Here is an 18,399-nt window from a genome sequence, read left to right on the forward strand (position 1 = left end):
CCCGGACGCCCCGGCCCCTCGACGGCCTACCGCACGGCGGCGATCACCTCCTGGGCCGCCCGCTCGCCCTCGGTCGCCCCGCCCTCCATGAAGCCCTGGAAGTCGTACGAGCAGTGCTCGCCGCCGATGTGGACGTTGCCCTGGGCGACGCCCTCGTAGCCCGCGTACCGGTGGACGTAACCCACGGGCCAGTACGAATAGGCGCCCTGCGCATAGGGGTTGAGGTGCCAGGCGGAGAGCTGGGCCCGGCCGGTCCAGGCGGCCGAGGTGCCGGGGAAGAAGGCGTCGATGCCCTTGGCGTACCGCGCCGCGAGACGGGTGACGTAGGGATCGCTCTCGGTGGAGAAGGGGCCCGCCGGGGTCAGGGCGCGGGCCAGGCTGCCGCCGTTGTACTGGATGAGGATGCCGCCCGTGCCGGGCTGGAGCTTGGTGGTGTCCCAGGTCTGCTGGACCTCGGCGTCGGTGAAGCAGTCGCCCGCCGAGACGCCGGGCCAGGGTCCGGTGCCCCGCCAGGGGCGGCGGGAGAACTGCATGTTGAGCTTGGTGCAGTGGCCCATGCGGGCGTCCCGCAGGAGGTTGGTCATCCGGGTGTCGAACCCGGCCCGGGTGAGGTCGAGTTGTTTCAGGACCGGCAGCGGGACGCACAGGATCGTGTGGTCGGCGGTGACGGTGCGGGTGGCCCCCGCCTCGGTGAAGGTGAGGGTCTGGGTGCCGTCGCCGTTGGCCCTGAGCGCCTGCAGGGCCCAGCCGTGCCGGAGCGTGCCGTCGGGCAGGAAGCCGGCGATGGCGTGCGGGAGCCGGTCGTTGCCTCCGGTGATGTGGTACCGCTCGTTCGACAGTCCCCAGATGTTGAAGTTGCCGGGATTGGTCTGGTAGCCCATGAGCAGCACCAGGGCGAGCGCCGACTGCTCGGTGGTGTCGGCGCCGTACTCGACGTTGTAGGCCACGTCGAAGAAGCGGCCGAGCGGGGAGTCGTGGCCGCCCGGGACGCGGGACTCGATCCAGTCGTACAGGGACATGGTGTCCAGTGCGGTGCCGGTCGGCGTGCTGCGGTCCCAGCGCACCTCCCCGGCCTCCAGCAGGTCCCGGTGGAGGGCCTGGTAGACGTCCTTGAAGTCCACGTCGGCCTGTTCGCGCGGGTAGTAGGCGCCGTTGAACCACAGAACTTCTTCCGCGCCGCCCGGCCCGCCGCCCAGGAAGTCCTCCACGGGCAGCCCGAACCGGCGGCACAGCTGCAGCATCTTCTTGTGGCTGGTGTCGATCAGCTCCCCGCCGATCTCGGAGCTCTGGCCGTACGCCCAGTGGTCGCGCTGGGTGTACATGCGCCCGCCCACCCGGGCCGGGTCCGCCTCGTAGAGCGTGCAGGCGTACCCGGCGTCGTGCAGGGTGAGGGCGGCGGTGAGGCCGGCGATGCCGGCGCCCACCACGGCGATCCGCGGGGCGGACGCGGCGGCGACGGGGGCCGCGGCGGCGGTCATCGCCGTGGCGGCGACCGCGCCCTTCAGGACGGTACGGCGGCGGACGCGGGCGTCGGCGACGGGCAGGCCCAGCCGCTCGGCGGCCGTGTGGTCGGCGAAGAGGGTGCGCAGGACGTGCATCGAGTGGGTGCGTGACACGGTGCCGCTCCTCAGACGTTGACGGGGTGGTCTTCCGTTCGCTCGGCCGCGTCCTCCAGCACGATCCGGCCGATGATCTCGTAGCGCTCCGGCCGCTTGGCCTTGAGATAGAACCCGAGGCCGAGGCCGCCGAAGAAGACCAGGCCGACGATCCACGGGATGGCCTCGAAGAAGAGCGAGTCGGCCGCCGTACCGGCCGCGGTGTCCAGGTTGGTCACCAGCAGCCCCACCACCGCGATCATGCCGAGGCCGCCGAGCAGGGGGGCGGTCAGCGTGCGGAACCAGTGGCGGTCCTCGGGGTGGTTCTTGCGGAAGTAGCCGATCACGGCGAAGGAGCACAGGGTCTGCACGATGAGGATCGCCATCGTGCCGAGGATCGCGAGCAGGGTGTACAGGTGGATGTAGGGGTCCTGGCCGGTGAGCCAGAACGCGCCGACCAGAGCGACCGCGATGACCGACTGCACGAAGGACGCGATGTGCGGGGAGCCGTGCTTGGCGTGGGTGCGGCCGAGGGCCGGGTGCAGGAAGCCCTCGCGGCCGATGGCGTAGAGGTAGCGCGCCGCGCACTGGTGGAAGGCCATGCCGCAGGCGAACGAGCCGGTGATCAGCAGCCACTGGAAGGTGTCCACCGCCCAGGCGCCGAGGTAGGAGTGGGCGGGGTCGAAGAACAGGTCAAGCGGGCTGGTGCCGGAGGAGCGCTCGACGGAGCCGTCGAGGCCGTTGCCGGCGATGGTCATCCAGGAGACGTAGATGTAGAAGACGCCGACCCCGATCACGGAGATGAGGGTCGCGCGCGGGATGACCCGCTTGGGGTCGCGGGACTCCTCGCCGTACATCGCCGTCGACTCGAAGCCGACCCACGACCAGAAGGCGAAGAACAGCCCCAGCCCGGCGGAGGTGCCGGTGAAGGCGTTGACCGGGTTGATCGGCTCCATGGGGATGCCGTCCGGGCCGCCGCCGTTGAGCAGGACGGCGGTGGCGACCGCGAAGAGGACGGCGATCTCCGCGATGAGCATGACGCCGAGGGCCTTGGCGGTGAGGTTGATGTCGAAGAAGGCCAGCACGGCCGTGACGGCCAGCATCGCGAGGGCGTACAGGATCCACGGCAGATCGACGCCGAGCTGGTCGTTCACGGTGGTCTTCGCGAAGTAGGAGAAGACACCGACGATGGACGCCTCGAAGACGATGTACGCCAGGACGGCGAGCATGCCGGACGCCATGCCCGCGATCCGGCCGAGGCCGTGCGAGATGTAGCCGTAGAAGGCGCCGGCCGCGGTGATCCGCCGGGCCATGGCCACGTAGCCGACGGAGAACACCGTCAGCACCAGGGTCGCGAAGAGATAACCCGCGGGCGCGCCGGTGCCGTTGCCGAAGCCGACCGCGATGGGCAGGTTCCCGGTCATGGCGGTGATCGGCGCGGCGGTCGCCACCGCCATGAACACCACGCCCGTCAGACCTACGGAATTCGCCTTGAGCCGATGGACCTCTCGCGTGGGTGTTTCTGACATTCCCCGCCCCTTTCAACACTTTCAATGTGCTGTCACAACGAAATCCGAAGGTGAAGCCGGGCTTCTGCGTCGGATGCGCCAGTGTGGCGGCGAAGTGACGCGCGCCACAACAGACACGCGGTCATACAAATCCCGCCGCGGCGCGACGCATTGTCGTGCCGCGGGACCCGATGATCGTCCCCGTAACCGCTCGGAGATGTCCCGGAAGCACCGGCGCGGGTAGCGTCCGGCCCATGGACAGCGGATACGACACTCAGGGCGCCGGGATCACCGTGCGGCGGGCGCTGGAACTGCCCGGGCTGCGCGGCGGGCTCCCGGAGATCCTGGCGGGCGCCGACCGCCTGGGGCGCACCGTGCGCTGGGTGCACGCGGGCGAGGTGCCCAACATCGCCTCGCTGCTCAAGGGCGGCGAGCTGCTGCTGACCACCGGCTACGGCCTCGGCACCCGTCCGGCCGAGCAGCGCGCCTTCGTCCGCACGCTGGCCGAGCGGGGGATCGCCGCCCTGGTGGTGGAGCTCGGCCCGCGCTTCACCCGGCTGCCCGCGGCCCTCGTGGACACGGCCCGGGCGACCGGGCTGCCGCTGGTCCAGCTGCACCGCGAGGTGCCGTTCGTGACGGTCACCGAGGAGATCCACACCGAGATCGTCAACGGCCACTACGCGCTCCTCCAGCGCGCCGAGGAGGTCCACCGCCGCTGCACCGAGGCCCTGCTGGGCGGCGGCGGCATCCCCCAGGTGCTGGGCATCCTCGCCGGCTTCAGCGGCAACCCGGTCTTCCTGGAGACCACCGACGGCCGGCTCCTGTACGCCGCGGGGGCGGGCCCGGAGAACGCCGACCCGCTGCAGGTGTGGGAAGGGCTGCGCGGCCAGCACAAGGACACGCCGCCGCCGGCCGGCTCGGTGCTGGTGGACGTGCCGGGCGGCGGACCGGGCACGGGGTCGGTCCGGGCGCGCCTGGTCCTGCTCCCGGTACGGGCCGCGCTCGCCCCGGTGCACCGGATCGCGGCGGAACGGGCGGCCGGCATCCTCGCCGTCGTCCTGATGCAGGCGCGGCAGGAGGAGGAGCTGGCGGCGCGGGGCCGCGGCGACTTCCTGACCGACCTCGCCGAGGGCCGCGTCGCCGCGGAGGACGCGCCCGCGCAGGCGCGCGTGCTGGGCTTCAAGCCGGGTGACGGCCCGCTGCTGCCGGTGGTGATGCGGCTCGGCGACGGGCTGTCCCCGGGGGGCGGCTGGGCGGTCCTGGCCCGTGCGGTCGCCGAGGAGCTGGCGTCGGTGGGGGTTCCGGTGCTGCTGGGCGTACGGCCGGTGGAGGGCCGGGTGCCGCTGTTGCTCGGTCTGCGCTCGGAGTCGGAGCGGTCGGCGGTCGCGGACCGGGTCGCGGCGGCGCTGCGGGCCGGGGTGGAGCGGGCCGGGATGCAGCGGCCGGGGGCCCAGCCGCCGGTCGTGGTGGTCGGGGTCGCGGGGGGCTGGGCGGCGGCCTCGGCGAGCCTTCGGCACGCGGCGGAGACGGCGACGGCGGCGCAGGGCCTGACCGACCGCGCCTGGTACGACGCCCGCCGCCTGGACATCGACCTGCTGCTGTGGCGGCTGCGCGACCATCGGGACCTCGCGGCCTTCGTGGACCGCGCGATCGGCCCGCTGCGCGAGCACGACGCCCGTTCCAAGCCACCGCTGCTGCCGACGCTGCAGACCTATCTGGCGCACGCGGGCCGCAAGGCGGAGACGGCCCGCGAACTGCATCTCAACCGGCAGACCCTGTACAACCGGCTGGCCCGGATCGGCGAGTTGCTGGGCACCGACCTGGACGACCCGCACTCGGTACTGGCGTTGAGCCTGGCACTGCGGGCCCGCCGGCACGTGACGTGACCGGCGGCCTCAGATCAGCGGCCGGGGCTGGGTCAACTCGTCGTAGACGCTGAGCACTTGAGCGACCGTCTCGTCCTCGGTCGGCCATGTCCCCACCTGCCGCGCGCCCCGCTCCCTGAGCAGTTCGCAGCGCTCGGGGTCGCCGAGCAGTCCCACGACGGCCTCGGCGAGCGCCCCGGCATCGCCGTACGGGAGGAGTTCGGCCGCGTCGCCGACGAGTTCGGGCACTCCGCCGACCTCGGTCGCGACGAGCGGCACACGCGCGCGGAGAGCTTCCTGGGCCAGCACCGACCGCGCCTCCCACCGGCTGGTCAGCAGCGCGAGGTCGGCGGCGGTAAGCAGGTCCCGCACATCGTCACGGCGCCCGATGAGGCGGACGGGCAGGCCCTCGTCCTCGATACGGCTCTGCAGTTCGGCCCGCAGCGGCCCCTCACCCGCGATGACGACGAGCGGCAGGGGCTCCATCCGGCGCCACGTCCGTGAGGCGTCCAGCAGGACCTCGTAGCCGCGATGCCGTTCGAGGGCGCCGACCGCGATGAGCAGGGGCCGTCCGATGGCGCCGAGTTCGGCCCGCACCTTGGGCCGCAGCCGCTCGGCCTCGTCCTGCTCGCCCTCGGGTGCGGTGCGCGCCCCGGGCAGCGACACGGCGGCCAGCCGCGCGTCCCGGGCGCCGGTGCGGCGGGCCCGGTCCACGAGCGCCGAGGTGGTGCCGAGGACCACGGAGGCGGCCTTGGCGACCCGCCGCTCCAGCAGGCGTACGAGATGGGCGCGGGCGCCCTCGGCGTACGCCCGGTCGTGCCAGGTGACGACGAGGGGAGTGCGCCGCCCGCTGAGCGCGAGCACGGCACGGAAGGAGGCGTGCAGCCCGTGCGCGTGGACCAGATCGGCGTCCGCGCAGACCGCCCGGAGCGCGGCCACCGAACCGGGGTCGCTGCTGCGGGGCACGTGCACGTGTTCGGCGCCGACCCCGGTGAAGCCGTAGAGGTGATCGGCCTCATCGGGGGCGCACACGGTGACCCGCACGCCCCTCGCGACCAGTCCCGCGGCCAGCGACCGCACGTGCACGCTGCTGCCGGCGTTGCCTCCGCCCAGCACCTGCACGGTGCGCAGCGGCGACTGGCCGTGCGGTGAGTGGCTGCTCACGGGGGTCACGTGGCCGGGCTCCTGGGTCGGGGTCGGGCGGTCACGAAGAAAGTACAGAAGGATCGGGCGGAGGGGGTGAACCGCGAGGATCCCTGCGCGTACGACGTGTACCGCCAAGGATGCCAGGACGTACGGGTGTTCCGGCACCGCCGACGTGCCCGACAGCTCCGGGCGACACGGGCGGGAGCACCTCCGGGGTCACCCACATGGGTGAGCAGCGGCACGCATGTCCGCGAGCCCCGTCCGCCCCGGGCGGACACCGCCCGGGGCACCCCCGTCCCGCGTCTAGCCGTCCCCCCGAGCCGTGGCCAGCAGCTCCTCCGCATGGGCCCGAGCCGTCTGCGAGTCCTCCTGGCCCGCCAGCATCCGCGACAGCTCCCGGATCCGCTCCTCGCCCTCCAGCACCTTCACCCCGGACCGCGTCACCGACCCGTCGTTGGTCTTCTCCACCAGCAACTGCCGGTCGGCGAAGGCCGCGACCTGCGGAAGGTGCGTCACGACGACCACCTGCGCGGTCTTCGCGAGCCGCGCGAGCCGCCGCCCGATCTCGACCGCCGCCTTGCCGCCGACGCCGGCGTCGACCTCGTCGAAGAGATACGTCGGCACCGGATCCGTCCCCGCGAACACGACCTCCACGGCCAGCATCACGCGCGACAGCTCACCCCCGGACGCCCCCTTGGCGATCGGCCGGGCCGGCGCCCCGGGATGCGGCGCGAGCAGCAGCTCGACCTCGTCCGCGCCGGACGGCCCGTACGCGACCGTGCGCCCGCCGACCTCCACGCCCTCGGGGTCCTCGCTCTGCCGGATGTCGAAGGACACGCGCGCGTGCGGCATGGCCAGCGAGGCCAGCTCGGCGGTCACCGCGGCCGCGAACCGCTCGGCGGCCTCGGTCCGCGCATCGGTCAGGGCCTGCGCGAGCCCGCCCAGTTCGGCGCGGAGCGCGTCCCGTTCCGCGGTCAGCTCGTCGATCCGCTCGTCGTCACCGTCCAGCTCGGTCAGCCGCGCGGCGCCCTCCTCGGCCCAGGCGAGAACGGCGGCGACATCCTCGCCGTACTTCCGTGTCAGGCCGGTCAGCGCCGCCCGCCGCTCCTCGACGGCCGCCAGCCGCAGCGGATCGGCGTCGAGGTCGTCGGCGTACCCGGCCAGCTCCCCCGCCACATCGCCCAGCAGGATCCCGATCTCACCGATCCGGTCGGCGAGCGCCGACAGCGCGGGGTCGTGCGACCGTACGGCGTCCAGGGCCCGCTGCGCGCCCGCGACGAGCGTCGCCGCGTCGATGCCCTCGGGATCCTCGGGGTTGCCCGCGAGTGCGGCGTGCGCGGCCGACGCGGCGGACGACAGAGCCTCGGCGTGCCCGAGCCGCTCCGCCTCCTCCGCGAGCTCCACGTCCTCACCGGGCCGCGGTTCGACGCCGGAGATCTCCTCGAGCCCGAAGCGCAGCAGGTCGGCTTCCTGGGCCCGCTCACGCGCGCGCGTGACGATCTCGTCGAGCTCGACGGCGACGGCCCGCAGCCGCCGGTACGCCTCCCCGTACTTGGCGAGCGGCACCGCGACGGCGTCCCCCGCGTACCGGTCCAGCGCCTGCCGCTGCCGGGACAGCTTCAGCAGCCCCTGCTGGTCGGTCTGCCCGTGCACGGCGACCAGGTCGTCGGCCAGCTCGGCGAGCAGCCCGACCGGCACACTGCGCCCCCCGAGATGGGCCCGCGAGCGCCCTTCGGCGGAAACGGTCCGGCTGATCAGCAGCGCCCCGTCGTCGAGCTCGGCCCCGGCCTCCTCGGCGCGTACGGCCGCCGCGGCGCCCGGGGGTACGGTGACCCGCCCCTCGACGACCGCCTTCTCGGCGCCTATGCGCACCAGCGCCGCGTCCGCCCGCCCGCCGAGCAGCAGCCCGAGGCTGGTGACCACCATGGTCTTGCCCGCACCCGTCTCACCTGTGACCGCGGTGAACCCGGGCGACAGCTCGACGACCGCGTCGTCGATGACTCCGAGCGACCGTATCCGCATCTCTTCCAGCACGGACACGACCATACGAGGTTGGGCCACCGCGACGCGAGGCACCCTGTCACCCGGGGGAGTGTACGGAGCTCAGGGGCGCGGGGAACCGCGCGAGCAACCACCCCGCACAGGTGGCTAGTGCGGCGCCCCGCGCCACCCGGAAACAGGCAACGCGAACTTCGCCACCAGCCGATCCGTGAACGAAGCATGGTGCAGCCGGGCCAGCCGCACCGGCACAGCCCCCCGCCGCACCTCCACCCGGGCCCCCGGCGGCAACTCCACGGTCCGCCGCCCGTCGCACCACAGGACCCCCGGCGGAATATGCGGCAGCACTTCCACCGCCAGCACGGAATCGGGCGAGGTGACCAACGGCTTCGCGAACAGCGCGTGCGCCGAGATCGGCACCATCAGCAGCGCCTCCACCTCGGGCCACACCACCGGCCCGCCCGCCGAAAAGGCGTACGCCGTGGACCCGGTCGGCGTCGACAGCACGATGCCGTCGCACCCGAACCCGGTGACCGGCCGTCCGTCGATCTCCAGGACGACCTCCAGGAGCTTCTCCGCACCGGCCTTCTGCACGGCCGCCTCGTTCAGCGCCCAGTCCGTGTGCACGATGGTGCCGTTCTGATGGACGACGACATCGACCGTCATCCGCTCCTCGACCTCGTACGCCTTGGTGACCACCCGGTCGACGACCTTGTCGAGATCGTCCCGCTCGGCCTCCGCGAGGAAGCCGACCCGCCCCAGGTTCACCCCGAGCATCGGCACCCCGGACGCCCGCGCGAATTCCGCGCCGCGCAGCAGCGTCCCGTCCCCGCCGAGCACGATCAGCAGCTCGCACCCGTCGAGGCACTGCGGAGTCGCCTCGTCGACCAGCTCCACGCTCCCCGGCAGCGGCAGATCGGCGGCCTCCGCCGCCAGCACCCGTACCCCGATGTCGGACCGCAGCAGCCCCTTCACCACCAGCTCGGCGCTGCGGATCGCCGCCGGCCGTCCGGTGTGGGCCAGCAGGAAAACAGTTCGAGCTCGGTTCTGTGTCAACGCGGCCCCTCCGCCACTGCACGGTCAACGTCGGCCGGGTCCAGCGCCGGTGCCCCGGACCGCAGCCACAGAAAGTACTCGACATTCCCGGACGGCCCCGGCAGCGGACTCGCCGTGACCCCCCGCACTCCGAGCCCCAGCTCCCAGGCCCGCCCCGCCACACCCCGTACCGCCTCGGCGCGCAGCTCCGGGCTGCGCACCACACCCCCGCTGCCCAGCCGCTCCTTGCCCACCTCGAACTGCGGCTTGACCATCATCACCAGGTCGGCGTCCGGCTTCACGCACCGCGCGAGGGCGGGCAGCACCAGCCCTAGCGGGATGAAGGACAGGTCCCCCACGACAAGATCCACCGGCTCCCCATCGATCGCGTCGAGCGTCAACTCGCGTACGTTCGTACGGTCCTTGACGGTGACGCGTTCATCGCTCTGCAGAGTCCAGGCGAGTTGCCCGTATCCGACGTCGACGGCGACGACGTGCGCGGCCCCCGCCCGCAGCAGCACATCCGTGAAGCCGCCGGTGGACGCGCCCGCGTCCAGCGCCCGCCGCCCCTCGACGAGCAGCCCCTGCGGGACGAACACCTCCAGCGCGCCGGCCAGCTTGTGCCCGCCCCGGGACACGTACTCGGGATCGTTGTCGTCGGAGGAGACGACGATCGCGGCCGCCGTCTCCACTTGCGTGGCCGGCTTGGTCGCGACGGTCTTGCCGACGGAGACGCGCCCCGCGGCGATCAGCTGACTGGCGTGCTCGCGCGAGCGCGCGAGCTTGCGCCGGACCAGCTCCGCGTCGAGACGGCGACGTGCGACTCCTGCCACGTTCGGTTCAGCTCCTGCTTTCGTACGGCGATTCGAGGGGGCGGGCGTCGAGCCCGGTGAGCGCGTCGCGCAGCCCCCGGTGTACATCCTCGTACACCTCGACGTGTCCGTCCGTGGCGAGGTGGTCGGCGTCGGCGAGACGCTCCAGCTGCGCGTCGACCTCGGCGTGACCGGTAGGGGCACGGGGGACGCCCAGCGGGGCCGGGGCGGCGGGGTCGTGCTGCGGCTCCACCGCCTCCGGGGAGGTGCCCGTTTCCGTGACTGCGTCGCTCATGCCCAGACGCTACCCCGAAGCGCTGGGGTACCGTCGATCGCGATGGCCACGATCGCAGAGTGCCGCGCCGCACTCGAGAAGCTCTCGGACAACATGCAGCACGCGCAGGGGGACGTCCGTACGGCCGCCGCCCTGGACCGCTCGGTCAGCTGCCACCTCACCGACCTGGACGTCACCTTCGTCGGCCGGCTCCAGGGCGGCCGGATCCAGGTGCACGACACCGTCCAGGGACCGCCGCCGCAAAAGGCCGAGATCAGACTCGCCATGACCGGCGACGACCTGGTCGCGCTGGTCGACGGCGAGCTGCACTTCGCCAGGGCCTGGGGCTCGGGCCGGGTGAAGCTGCACGCGGGCGTGCGCGACCTGCTGGTGCTCAGGAAGCTCCTCTAGCCGGCTCGGGCCTGCTCAGGCGGACGTCTTCACCGCGCGCGCCTTGCGCGCGGCCGGCACCACCAGCGGGGTCTCCGTCTCCGGGTCGTCGATGATCTGGCAGCGCAGCCCGAAGACCTCCTCGACCAGCTCGGCCGTGACGATCTCCTTCGGCGCCCCCTCCGCGACGACCTCGCCGCCCTTGAGGGCGATGAGGTGGGTGGCGTACCGGGCCGCGTGGTTGAGGTCGTGCAGCACGGCGACGAGCGTGCGGCCCTGCTCCTCGTGCAGCTCCGCGCACAGGTCGAGGACGTCGATCTGGTGCTGGATGTCGAGGTAGGTGGTCGGCTCGTCGAGCAGCAGCAGCGGCGTCTGCTGGGCGAGCGCCATGGCGATCCACACGCGCTGGCGCTGGCCGCCGGAGAGCTCGTCGACGTACCGGTCGGCGAGTTCGGCGACCCCGGTCTGCCGCATCGACTCCTGGACGACCCGCTCGTCCTCGGTCGACCACTGACGCAGGATCCCCTGGTGCGGGTACCGGCCGCGGCCGACCAGGTCGGCGACGGTGATGCCGTCGGGCGCGATGGAGGACTGCGGCAGCAGGCCCAGCGTCCGCGCGACCTTCTTGGCCGGCATCGACTGGATCACCTGCCCGTCCAGCAGCACCCGGCCCTGGTTCGGCTTGAGCATCCGCGACAGCGCCCGCAGGAGCGTCGACTTGCCGCAGGCGTTCGGGCCGACGATCACGGTGAAGGAGTGGTCGGGGATCTCCACCGACAGCTGCTCGGCGATGACCCGCTGGTCGTAGGCCAGGGTGACGTTCTCGGCGGACAGGCGGTTCACAGTGCTCCTTCGGATGTTCTTGTGCGCGGTGCCGCTCATATCCGGCCCGCCCTGCGCTCGGTGACCAGCAGCCACAGCAGATAGACGCCGCCGACCACGCCGGTGACCACGCCCACGGGCATCTGGTCGGCGCCGAAGATGCGCTGCGAGGCCCAGTCGGCGACGACCAGCAGGGTGGCGCCCATGCACAGGGACGGCAGCAGGTTCGGTCCCGGCGAGCGGGTCAGCCGCCGGGCCAGCTGGGGGGCGGTGAGCGCGACGAAGCTGACGGGGCCCGCGGCGGCCGTGGCGGCCGCGGTGAGTAGCACGGCGGAGATCATCAGCAGCGCCCGTACCCGCTCGACGCGCACGCCGAGCGCGTTGGAGACGTCGTCGCCCATCTCCATCATCCGCAGCCCCCGCGCATTGGCGAGCACCAGCGGCACCAGGACGGCGCACAGCGCGAGCAGCGGCCAGACCTGCGCCCAGTCCCGGCCGCTGAGGGAACCGGTCATCCAGACGACCGAGCGGGCCGCGTCGACGATGTCGGAGACGGTCAGCAGATAGCCGTTGACGGCGGTGAGGATCGCGGACATGCCGATACCGACCAGGACCAGCCGGTAGCCGTGCACGCCCTGCTTCCAGGCGAGCAGATAGATGGCCAGGCCGGTCACCAGACCGCCCACGAGGGCACCGAGCGTGACCTGGCCCGCGCTCCCCGAGAACAGCACGATCATGGTGAGCGCCCCGGCCGTCGCCCCCTGCCCGAGGCCGAGGATGTCCGGACTGCCCAGCGGGTTGCGGGAGACGGCCTGGAACAGCGCGCCGCCGAGCCCGAGCGAGGCCCCGACCAGCAGGGCCACCAGGACCCGCGGCAGCCGCAGCTCGTTGACGATGAACTCCTGGCCCGGATCGCCGTTGCCCACCAGCGTCTTGACCACGTCGCCCGCCGAGATGGGGAAGTCCCCGGTCCCGATCAGCACCACGCTCGCGGCGAACGCGGCGAGCAGCAGCAGGAGTACGACGGTCAGGGCCCGGATGTCGAGCCGGGCGGAGAAGCCGCCCGGGGTGCGCACGGCACGGTTGGTCCTCACAGCTGCGCCGTCCTCCGCCGTCGTACGAGCAGGATGAACACCGGACCCCCGATGATCGCGGTGATGATGCCGACCTGGACCTCCGAGGGCCGGGCGATGACCCGGCCGATGACATCGGCGCCGAGCAGCAGCACCGGTGACAGGACGGCCGCGTACGGCAGGATCCAGCGCAGGTCGGGTCCGGTGAAGGAGCGCACCACGTGCGGCACCATCAGGCCGACGAACACGATCGGCCCGCAGGCGGCCGTCGCGGCCCCGCACAGCACGGTGGCCGCGAGCATGGACAGCGCCCGGGTGCGGCCGAGATGGGCGCCGAGCGCCTTGGCGGTGTCGTCGCCCATGGACATGGCGTTCAGCGGCCGGGCCAGCGCGAGCGCGAGGACCATGCCGGTCACCAGGAACGGCAGGACCTGCGCGATGGTCGACCCGGTCGCCGACGACAGCGAACCCACCGTCCAGAACCGCATCCGGCCGAGCGCCGCGTTGTCCGAGATCATGACGGCCTGGAGGTAGCCGTAGAGCGCCGCGCTGATCGCGGTACCCGCCAGCGCGAGCCGCACCGGCGTGGCCCCCCGGCTGCCGCCGAGGAACCAGACCAGCGCCCCGATCGCGGCCGCGCCGAAGAAGGCGAACCAGATGTAGCCGCTCATCGAGGTGACGCCGAGGAACGAGATGGCCGTGACGACGGCCGCCGAGGCACCGGCGTTGATGCCGAGCAGCCCCGGATCGGCCAGCGGATTGCGGGTGAGCGCCTGCAGGACGGCCCCCGCGAGACCGAGCGCGGCACCGGCGAGCAGCCCGAGCACGGTCCGGGAGACCCGCTCGTCGACCACGACATCGCCGTACGTCCCCGTGTCCTGGAACAGGCCGTGCCAGACCTGCGCCAGGGAGAGGTCCTTCGCACCGATCGCGATACTCGCCAGCGCGACGAGCACCAGGAGCACGGCGGAGCCAAGAAGCCCAAGGGAACGTATCGCCCGGCGGCTTGGGGGCGCGGGGGCGGACTCCGCGCGCTGTTCTGGGGGACTGTCGACCAACACGCGGTTAGGTTAGCCTACCCTCGCAATCCGCCTCGACGCCGAGTCGGCACCGAACGACGTCTCACCACCCCAGCCGGGCCAGCGCCTTCCCCGGATCCAGCGCGCACGAACCCTCGCCCGCCGCCGTCCAGGCCGCCGCGCACAGCGCGCGCAGCCCGTCCAGCGCCTCGCCCTCCCCCTCCAGCTCCAGCCGGTCCGCACCGGCCGTGGCCGTCCAGCCCCCGCACCGGAACCCGTCGTCCTCCTGCGCGACCTCCGGCTGCCCGGTGAGCAACCCCCGCAGATCGGCGTCCACATAGGTCGGCCGGTGCTGCGGCGGCGCCGCGAGCAATTGCGCGCCGTCGGTGACGCCGGTGAGCACCAGCAGGGAGTCGACCTCGCCGTTGATCGCCCCCTCGATGTCCGTGTCCAGGCGGTCCCCGACCACCAGCGGCCGCTCGGCACCGGTGCGCAGGATCGTCTCCCGGTGCATGGGAGGCAGCGGCTTCCCCGCCACCTGCGGCTCGGCGCCGGTGGCGATCCGCACGACCTGCACCGCCGCGCCGTTGCCCGGCGCGATCCCCCGCGCGCTGGGAATCGTCAGGTCGGTGTTGGACGCGAACCACGGCACCCCGGCCGCGATGGCGTAGGACGCCTCGGCGAACCGCCCCCACGCCAAGTCGGGCCCGCCGTACCCCTGCACGACCGCCGCCGGCTCGTCCTCCGCCGACTCCACCGGTACGAGGCCCCGCTCACGCAGCGCCACCCGCAGCCCCTCGCCCCCGATGACGAGCACCCGGGAACCGGCCGGCACCTGCTCGCTGATGAGCCGCGCGACCGCCTGCGCCGAGGTGATGACATCGTCGGCGCCCGTCGGTATGCCCAGCTCGGTCAGATGCTCGGCGACAGCGTCCGGGGTCCGCAGGGCGTTGTTGGTGACGTACGCCAGATGCATCCCGCCCGCCCGGGCCGTGGCCAGCGACTCGACCGCGTGCACGATCGCGTTCCCGCCCGCGTACACCACGCCGTCCAGGTCGAGCAGCGCCGTGTCGTACGCCTCGCTCAGGGCCCGGTCGCTGCCCTCGGGGCTCGTCCTGACGCTCCGGCTCATTCCGCATCGCTCCTCGTTCGACGGCTTTCCCCCGATCATCGCGCATGCCACTGACACACGTACGATGCCGGGATGAACTCAGCAGGTCACTCGGAAGCGAAGACGCGCCGGGGCCTCGAACTCACCCCGTTCCGAGGCCTTCGATACGACCCCGACCGGGTCGGCAGTCTGGCCGCCGTGACGTCCCCGCCGTACGACGTCGTCGTCCGCCCCGACGGCCTGCACCACCTTCAGTCGGCCGACCCGTACAACATCGTCCGCCTGATCCTCCCCCAGGCCGGCACCGCCGACGCCCGCAACGACCAGGCGGCCCGGACGCTGCGCCGCTGGCTTTCCGAGGGAGTCCTGACCGCGGACGACGAACCCGGCCTCTACATCTACGAGCAGCGCGACGAGAGCGGCCTGGTCCAGCGCGGCGTCATCGGCGCCCTGCGCCTGTCCGAACCGTCGGAACATGTGGTCCTGCCCCATGAGGACGTGATGCCGCATGTGGTCGCCGACCGCGCGGCCCTGATGCGCGCCACCTCGGCGAACCTGGAACCCCTCCTGCTCACCTACCGGGGCAACGGCTCGGCCGCCGACACCTCCGTCGTACTCGAACGCGTCATCGAGCAGCCCCCGTTGCTCACGACCACCACCGAGGACGGCTTCCGCCACCGTCTGTGGGCCGTCACCGCCCCCGACGACGTGACCCGCATCCAGTCCGACCTGGCCCGCCACCAGGCCCTGATCGCCGACGGCCACCACCGCTGGGCGACCTACCGCCGCCTGCGCGCCGAGCACCCCTCCCCCAGCCCCTGGGACTACGGCCTCGTCCTCCTCGTCGACACGGCCCGCTACCCCCTGCGCGTGCGCGCCATCCACCGCCTGCTGCACGACCTGCCGGTGACGGACGCCGTGGCCTCCCTGGAAGGCCTGTTCCGCGTACAGCGCCTGGAGGTCCCCCTCTCCGACGCCCTGGAGGCCCTCGCCGGCGCGGCCCGCGACGGCAACGCCTTCCTGCTCGCCGGCGACGGCGCCTTCCACCTCGTGGACCGGCCCGACCCCGCCCTGCTGGACCGCACGGTCCCCACCGACCGCCCGCCGGCCTGGCGCACCCTGGACGCGACGGTCCTGCACGCCACGCTCCTCGACCAGATCTGGCACATCCCCGAGGACGACCCCACCCGCATCGCCTACATCCACGACGCGACGGCCACCGTCCGCAAGGCGGAACGCGACGGCGGTACGGCCGTGCTGATGCACCCGGTCCACGAGGAGGTCGTCCGCGACCTGGCCCGCCAGGGCGTCACCATGCCCCGCAAGTCCACGTCCTTCGGCCCGAAACCGGCCTCGGGCCTGGTCCTGCGCGCACTGGACCTGTGAACACCGGCCTCCTGTCGACCCTGGCCGGGCCTGTGCAAAACAAAAGGGGCGGATCCCAAGCCGGGATCCGCCCCTTCCTCATTCCGCCCTACTCCTCGTCGGAGGCCTCCGGCGTCTCGTCCTCGTCACCGAGGGCGTCGACGAACTCGACCCCGTCCAGCTCCGCGAGCCGGTCCGAGGCATCCGTGCTGCCGTCCTTGTCGGACTCCACGGCCTTCGCGAACCACTCACGCGCCTCGCTCTCCCGCCCGGCCGCCAGCAGCGCGTCGGCGTAGGCGTACCGCAGCCGCGCGGTCCACGGCTGTACGGAGTTGGAGGCCAGCTCGGGGCTCTGCAGCGTCACGATCGCCGCGTCCACCTGCCCCATGTCACGCCGGGCGCCGGCCGCGACGAGCCGCATCTCCACCTGCCCGGCCTTGTCGAGCTTGTGCACCTCCGGCGCCCCGGCCATGTCCAGCGCCTTCTCCGGCCGCCCGAGCCCACGCTCGCAGTCGGCCATGAGCGGCCACAGGTCCACGGTCCCGGTCATCCGCCGCGCGGCGCGGAACTCGGCGAGCGCCTCGGAGTACTTCTGGCTCGCGTACGCCGCGAACCCGGCAGCCTCCCGTACGGCGGCGACACGCGACGCGAGCCGCAGAGCCACCTTTGAGTAGCCGTACGCGCCCTCGGGGTCCTCGTCGATGAGCCGGGCGACCATCACCAGGTTCTTCGCGACATCCTCGGCGAGCGTCTTCGGCAGGCTCTGCAGCTCCTGCCGTACGTCCTTGTCGATTTCGTCGCCCGTGACGTCCTCGGGGATCGGCAGCCGCTTGATCGGCTCCCGGTCCCGGTCGTCGCGGCCGCGGTAACCGCCCCGGTCGTCGTCACGGCGCTCGTAGCCACCGCCACGCCGGTCATCACGGCCGCCACGGTCATCACGCCCACGGAACCCACCGGGACGCCCGCCCCGGTCGTCGCGACGGGGACCACGGTCACCGCGGTCATCCCGGCGGAAGCCACCGCCACGGTTGTCGTCACGGCCACGGAAGCCACCACGGTCACCGCCGCGGTCGTCGTCACGGCGGAAGGCGGGACGGTCGTCACTGCGACGGTCGTCCCGGCGGTCGTCACGACGGTCCTGCGGACGGAAACCACCACGGTCGGGACGGTCACCGCGGTCATCCCGGCGGAAGCCACCGCCACGGTTGTCGTCACGGCCACGGAAACCACCACGGTCACCGCCGCGGTCGTCGTCACGGCGGAAGGCGGGACGGTCACCCCGGTCATCACGACGGGGACCCCGGTCACGGTCGTCACGGCGGTCCTGCGGACGGAAACCACCACGGTCGTCACGGCGGAAGCCACCGCCACGGTTGTCGTCACGGCCACGGAAACCACCACGGTCACCGCCGCGGTCGTCGTCGCGACGGAAGGCGGGACGGTCACCCCGGTCATCACGACGGGGATCCCGGTCACGGTCGTCGCGACGCGGCCCGCCCTGGCCCTGACCCTGACGGTCATCACGGCGGAACGGCGGACGGGGACCGCGGTCACCCTCGCGACGGTCGTCACGGCGGCCGTAGCCACCGCCACGGTTGTCATCCCGACGGAAGCCACCACGGTCGCCACCGCGGTCGTCGTCACGGCGGAAAGCGGGACGGTCACCCCGGTCATCACGACGGGGACCCCGGTCACGATCGTCGCGACGCGGCCCGCCCTGCCCCTGACCCTGACGGTCATCACGGCGGAACGGCGGACGGGGACCGCGGTCACCCTCGCGACGGTCGTCACGGCGGCCGTAGCCACCGCCACGGTTGTCATCCCGACGGAAGCCACCACGGTCACCGCCGCGGTCGCCACCGCGGTCGTCGTCGCGACGGAAGGCGGGACGGTCACCCCGGTCATCACGACGGGGACCCCGGTCACGATCGTCGCGACGCGGCCCGCCCTGCCCCTGACCCTGACGGTCATCACGGCGGAACGGCGGACGGGAACCGCGGTCACCGCCACGGTTGTCATCCCGGCGGTAGCCGCCACGGTCGCCGCGGTCCCCACTGTCCCGTCGGCGCTGGTCGCGCTCCGGTCGATCGTCGGGAGAGTTGGTGGACATCGGGTGACTCCTGTCTTCGGTACCGCAAGCATTGTAAAAAGAAAAGGACCCCTGGTCCCAGCTGAACGCTGGTGACCAGGGGTCCTCCCCAAAGATTGTTCGGCGGCGTCCTACTCTCCCACAGGGTCCCCCCTGCAGTACCATCGGCGCTGTAAGGCTTAGCTTCCGGGTTCGAAATGTAACCGGGCGTTTCCCTCACGCTATGACCACCGAAACCCTAATGGTTTCGAGCGAACAAGCACACTTTTCTATTATGCGTTCTGCTCTAAGCCGACA

General features: G+C 72.6%; 15 protein-coding genes, 1 rRNA gene and 1 pseudogene. 3 read left to right on the forward strand and 14 right to left on the reverse strand.

Annotation, left to right across the window (positions count from 1 at the left end; translation table 11 throughout):
• Window positions 1–26 precede the first annotated feature (26 nt).
• Both M8H82_RS22450 and M8H82_RS22455 read right to left on the reverse strand, forming a co-directional pair.
• On the reverse strand, window positions 27–1,616 hold the full coding sequence (locus M8H82_RS22450; protein ID WP_250076675.1) for an NAD(P)/FAD-dependent oxidoreductase: 1,590 nt from the start codon (window positions 1,614–1,616) through the stop codon (window positions 27–29).
• An 11-nt stretch (window positions 1,617–1,627) separates the two neighbouring features.
• Window positions 1,628–3,124 (reverse strand): APC family permease, encoded by a 1,497-nt coding sequence (locus tag M8H82_RS22455; protein WP_250076676.1) that lies wholly within the window; start codon window positions 3,122–3,124, stop codon window positions 1,628–1,630.
• A gap of 233 nt (window positions 3,125–3,357) precedes the next feature.
• Here M8H82_RS22455 and M8H82_RS22460 point away from each other — a divergent pair, with 233 nt between their 5' ends.
• Window positions 3,358–4,989 carry a PucR family transcriptional regulator gene (locus M8H82_RS22460; RefSeq protein ID WP_250076677.1) on the forward strand — a complete coding sequence of 544 codons (1,632 nt, stop codon included), beginning with the start codon at window positions 3,358–3,360 and terminating at the stop codon, window positions 4,987–4,989.
• Window positions 4,990–4,998: 9 nt separating this feature from the next.
• On the opposite strand, the gene M8H82_RS22465 is transcribed toward M8H82_RS22460, so the two are convergent.
• The 5 genes from M8H82_RS22465 to M8H82_RS22485 form a co-directional block, all read right to left on the reverse strand.
• On the reverse strand, window positions 4,999–6,141 hold the full coding sequence (locus M8H82_RS22465) for a glycosyltransferase family 4 protein (RefSeq protein ID WP_250076678.1): 1,143 nt from the start codon (window positions 6,139–6,141) through the stop codon (window positions 4,999–5,001).
• A gap of 276 nt (window positions 6,142–6,417) precedes the next feature.
• Window positions 6,418–8,160: a DNA repair protein RecN gene (gene recN / locus M8H82_RS22470; RefSeq protein WP_250076690.1), complete on the reverse strand. Its 1,743-nt coding sequence runs from the start codon at window positions 8,158–8,160 to the stop codon at window positions 6,418–6,420.
• Window positions 8,161–8,262: 102 nt separating this feature from the next.
• On the reverse strand, window positions 8,263–9,168 hold the full coding sequence (locus M8H82_RS22475; protein WP_250076679.1) for an NAD kinase: 906 nt from the start codon (window positions 9,166–9,168) through the stop codon (window positions 8,263–8,265).
• Window positions 9,165–9,980 carry a TlyA family RNA methyltransferase gene (locus M8H82_RS22480; protein WP_250076680.1) on the reverse strand — a complete coding sequence of 272 codons (816 nt, stop codon included), beginning with the start codon at window positions 9,978–9,980 and terminating at the stop codon, window positions 9,165–9,167. The genes M8H82_RS22475 and M8H82_RS22480 overlap by 4 nt, the downstream gene beginning before the upstream one ends.
• 7 nt (window positions 9,981–9,987) lie before the next feature.
• On the reverse strand, window positions 9,988–10,254 hold the full coding sequence (locus tag M8H82_RS22485; protein WP_250076681.1) for a hypothetical protein: 267 nt from the start codon (window positions 10,252–10,254) through the stop codon (window positions 9,988–9,990).
• A 42-nt stretch (window positions 10,255–10,296) separates the two neighbouring features.
• Between M8H82_RS22485 and M8H82_RS22490 the strand changes: the two genes are divergently transcribed.
• The gene (locus M8H82_RS22490) at window positions 10,297–10,644 is read left to right on the forward strand and encodes an SCP2 sterol-binding domain-containing protein (RefSeq protein ID WP_250076682.1); all 348 of its coding nucleotides are present in this window, start codon (window positions 10,297–10,299) and stop codon (window positions 10,642–10,644) included.
• A gap of 15 nt (window positions 10,645–10,659) precedes the next feature.
• On the opposite strand, the gene M8H82_RS22495 is transcribed toward M8H82_RS22490, so the two are convergent.
• The 4 genes from M8H82_RS22495 to M8H82_RS22510 form a co-directional block, all read right to left on the reverse strand.
• Window positions 10,660–11,505 (reverse strand): ABC transporter ATP-binding protein, encoded by an 846-nt coding sequence (locus M8H82_RS22495; protein ID WP_250076683.1) that lies wholly within the window; start codon window positions 11,503–11,505, stop codon window positions 10,660–10,662.
• Window positions 11,502–12,539 carry an iron chelate uptake ABC transporter family permease subunit gene (locus M8H82_RS22500; protein ID WP_250076684.1) on the reverse strand — a complete coding sequence of 346 codons (1,038 nt, stop codon included), beginning with the start codon at window positions 12,537–12,539 and terminating at the stop codon, window positions 11,502–11,504. The genes M8H82_RS22495 and M8H82_RS22500 overlap by 4 nt, the downstream gene beginning before the upstream one ends.
• Window positions 12,536–13,579: an iron ABC transporter permease gene (locus M8H82_RS22505; protein ID WP_250076685.1), complete on the reverse strand. Its 1,044-nt coding sequence runs from the start codon at window positions 13,577–13,579 to the stop codon at window positions 12,536–12,538. The genes M8H82_RS22500 and M8H82_RS22505 overlap by 4 nt, the downstream gene beginning before the upstream one ends.
• 61 nt (window positions 13,580–13,640) lie before the next feature.
• Window positions 13,641–14,669, reverse strand: a complete 1,029-nt coding sequence (locus M8H82_RS22510) for an HAD hydrolase-like protein (RefSeq protein WP_250076686.1) — start codon at window positions 14,667–14,669, stop codon at window positions 13,641–13,643.
• A 72-nt stretch (window positions 14,670–14,741) separates the two neighbouring features.
• Here M8H82_RS22510 and M8H82_RS22515 point away from each other — a divergent pair, with 72 nt between their 5' ends.
• Complete coding sequence (locus M8H82_RS22515) at window positions 14,742–16,034, forward strand: DUF1015 domain-containing protein (protein ID WP_250076687.1); 1,293 nt, start codon at window positions 14,742–14,744, stop codon at window positions 16,032–16,034.
• Between the two features lie 88 nt (window positions 16,035–16,122).
• Here the strand turns inward: M8H82_RS22515 and M8H82_RS22520 are convergent, their stop codons facing one another.
• The 3 genes and pseudogenes from M8H82_RS22520 to rrf all read right to left on the reverse strand — a co-directional run bounded on the left by M8H82_RS22520 (window position 16,123) and on the right by rrf (window position 18,337).
• Window positions 16,123–16,839, reverse strand: coding sequence for a tetratricopeptide repeat protein (locus tag M8H82_RS22520; protein WP_250076691.1), 717 nt, complete (start codon window positions 16,837–16,839; stop codon window positions 16,123–16,125).
• Window positions 16,840–17,088: 249 nt separating this feature from the next.
• A pseudogene (locus M8H82_RS36635) lies at window positions 17,089–18,123 on the reverse strand (hypothetical protein); the annotation flags it as partial.
• A 97-nt stretch (window positions 18,124–18,220) separates the two neighbouring features.
• Window positions 18,221–18,337 (reverse strand): 5S ribosomal RNA (rrf, locus tag M8H82_RS22530).
• Window positions 18,338–18,399 lie beyond the last annotated feature (62 nt).

The organism is Streptomyces sp. YS415 (genome assembly GCF_023544665.1).
GTDB lineage: Bacteria > Actinomycetota > Actinomycetes > Streptomycetales > Streptomycetaceae > Streptomyces.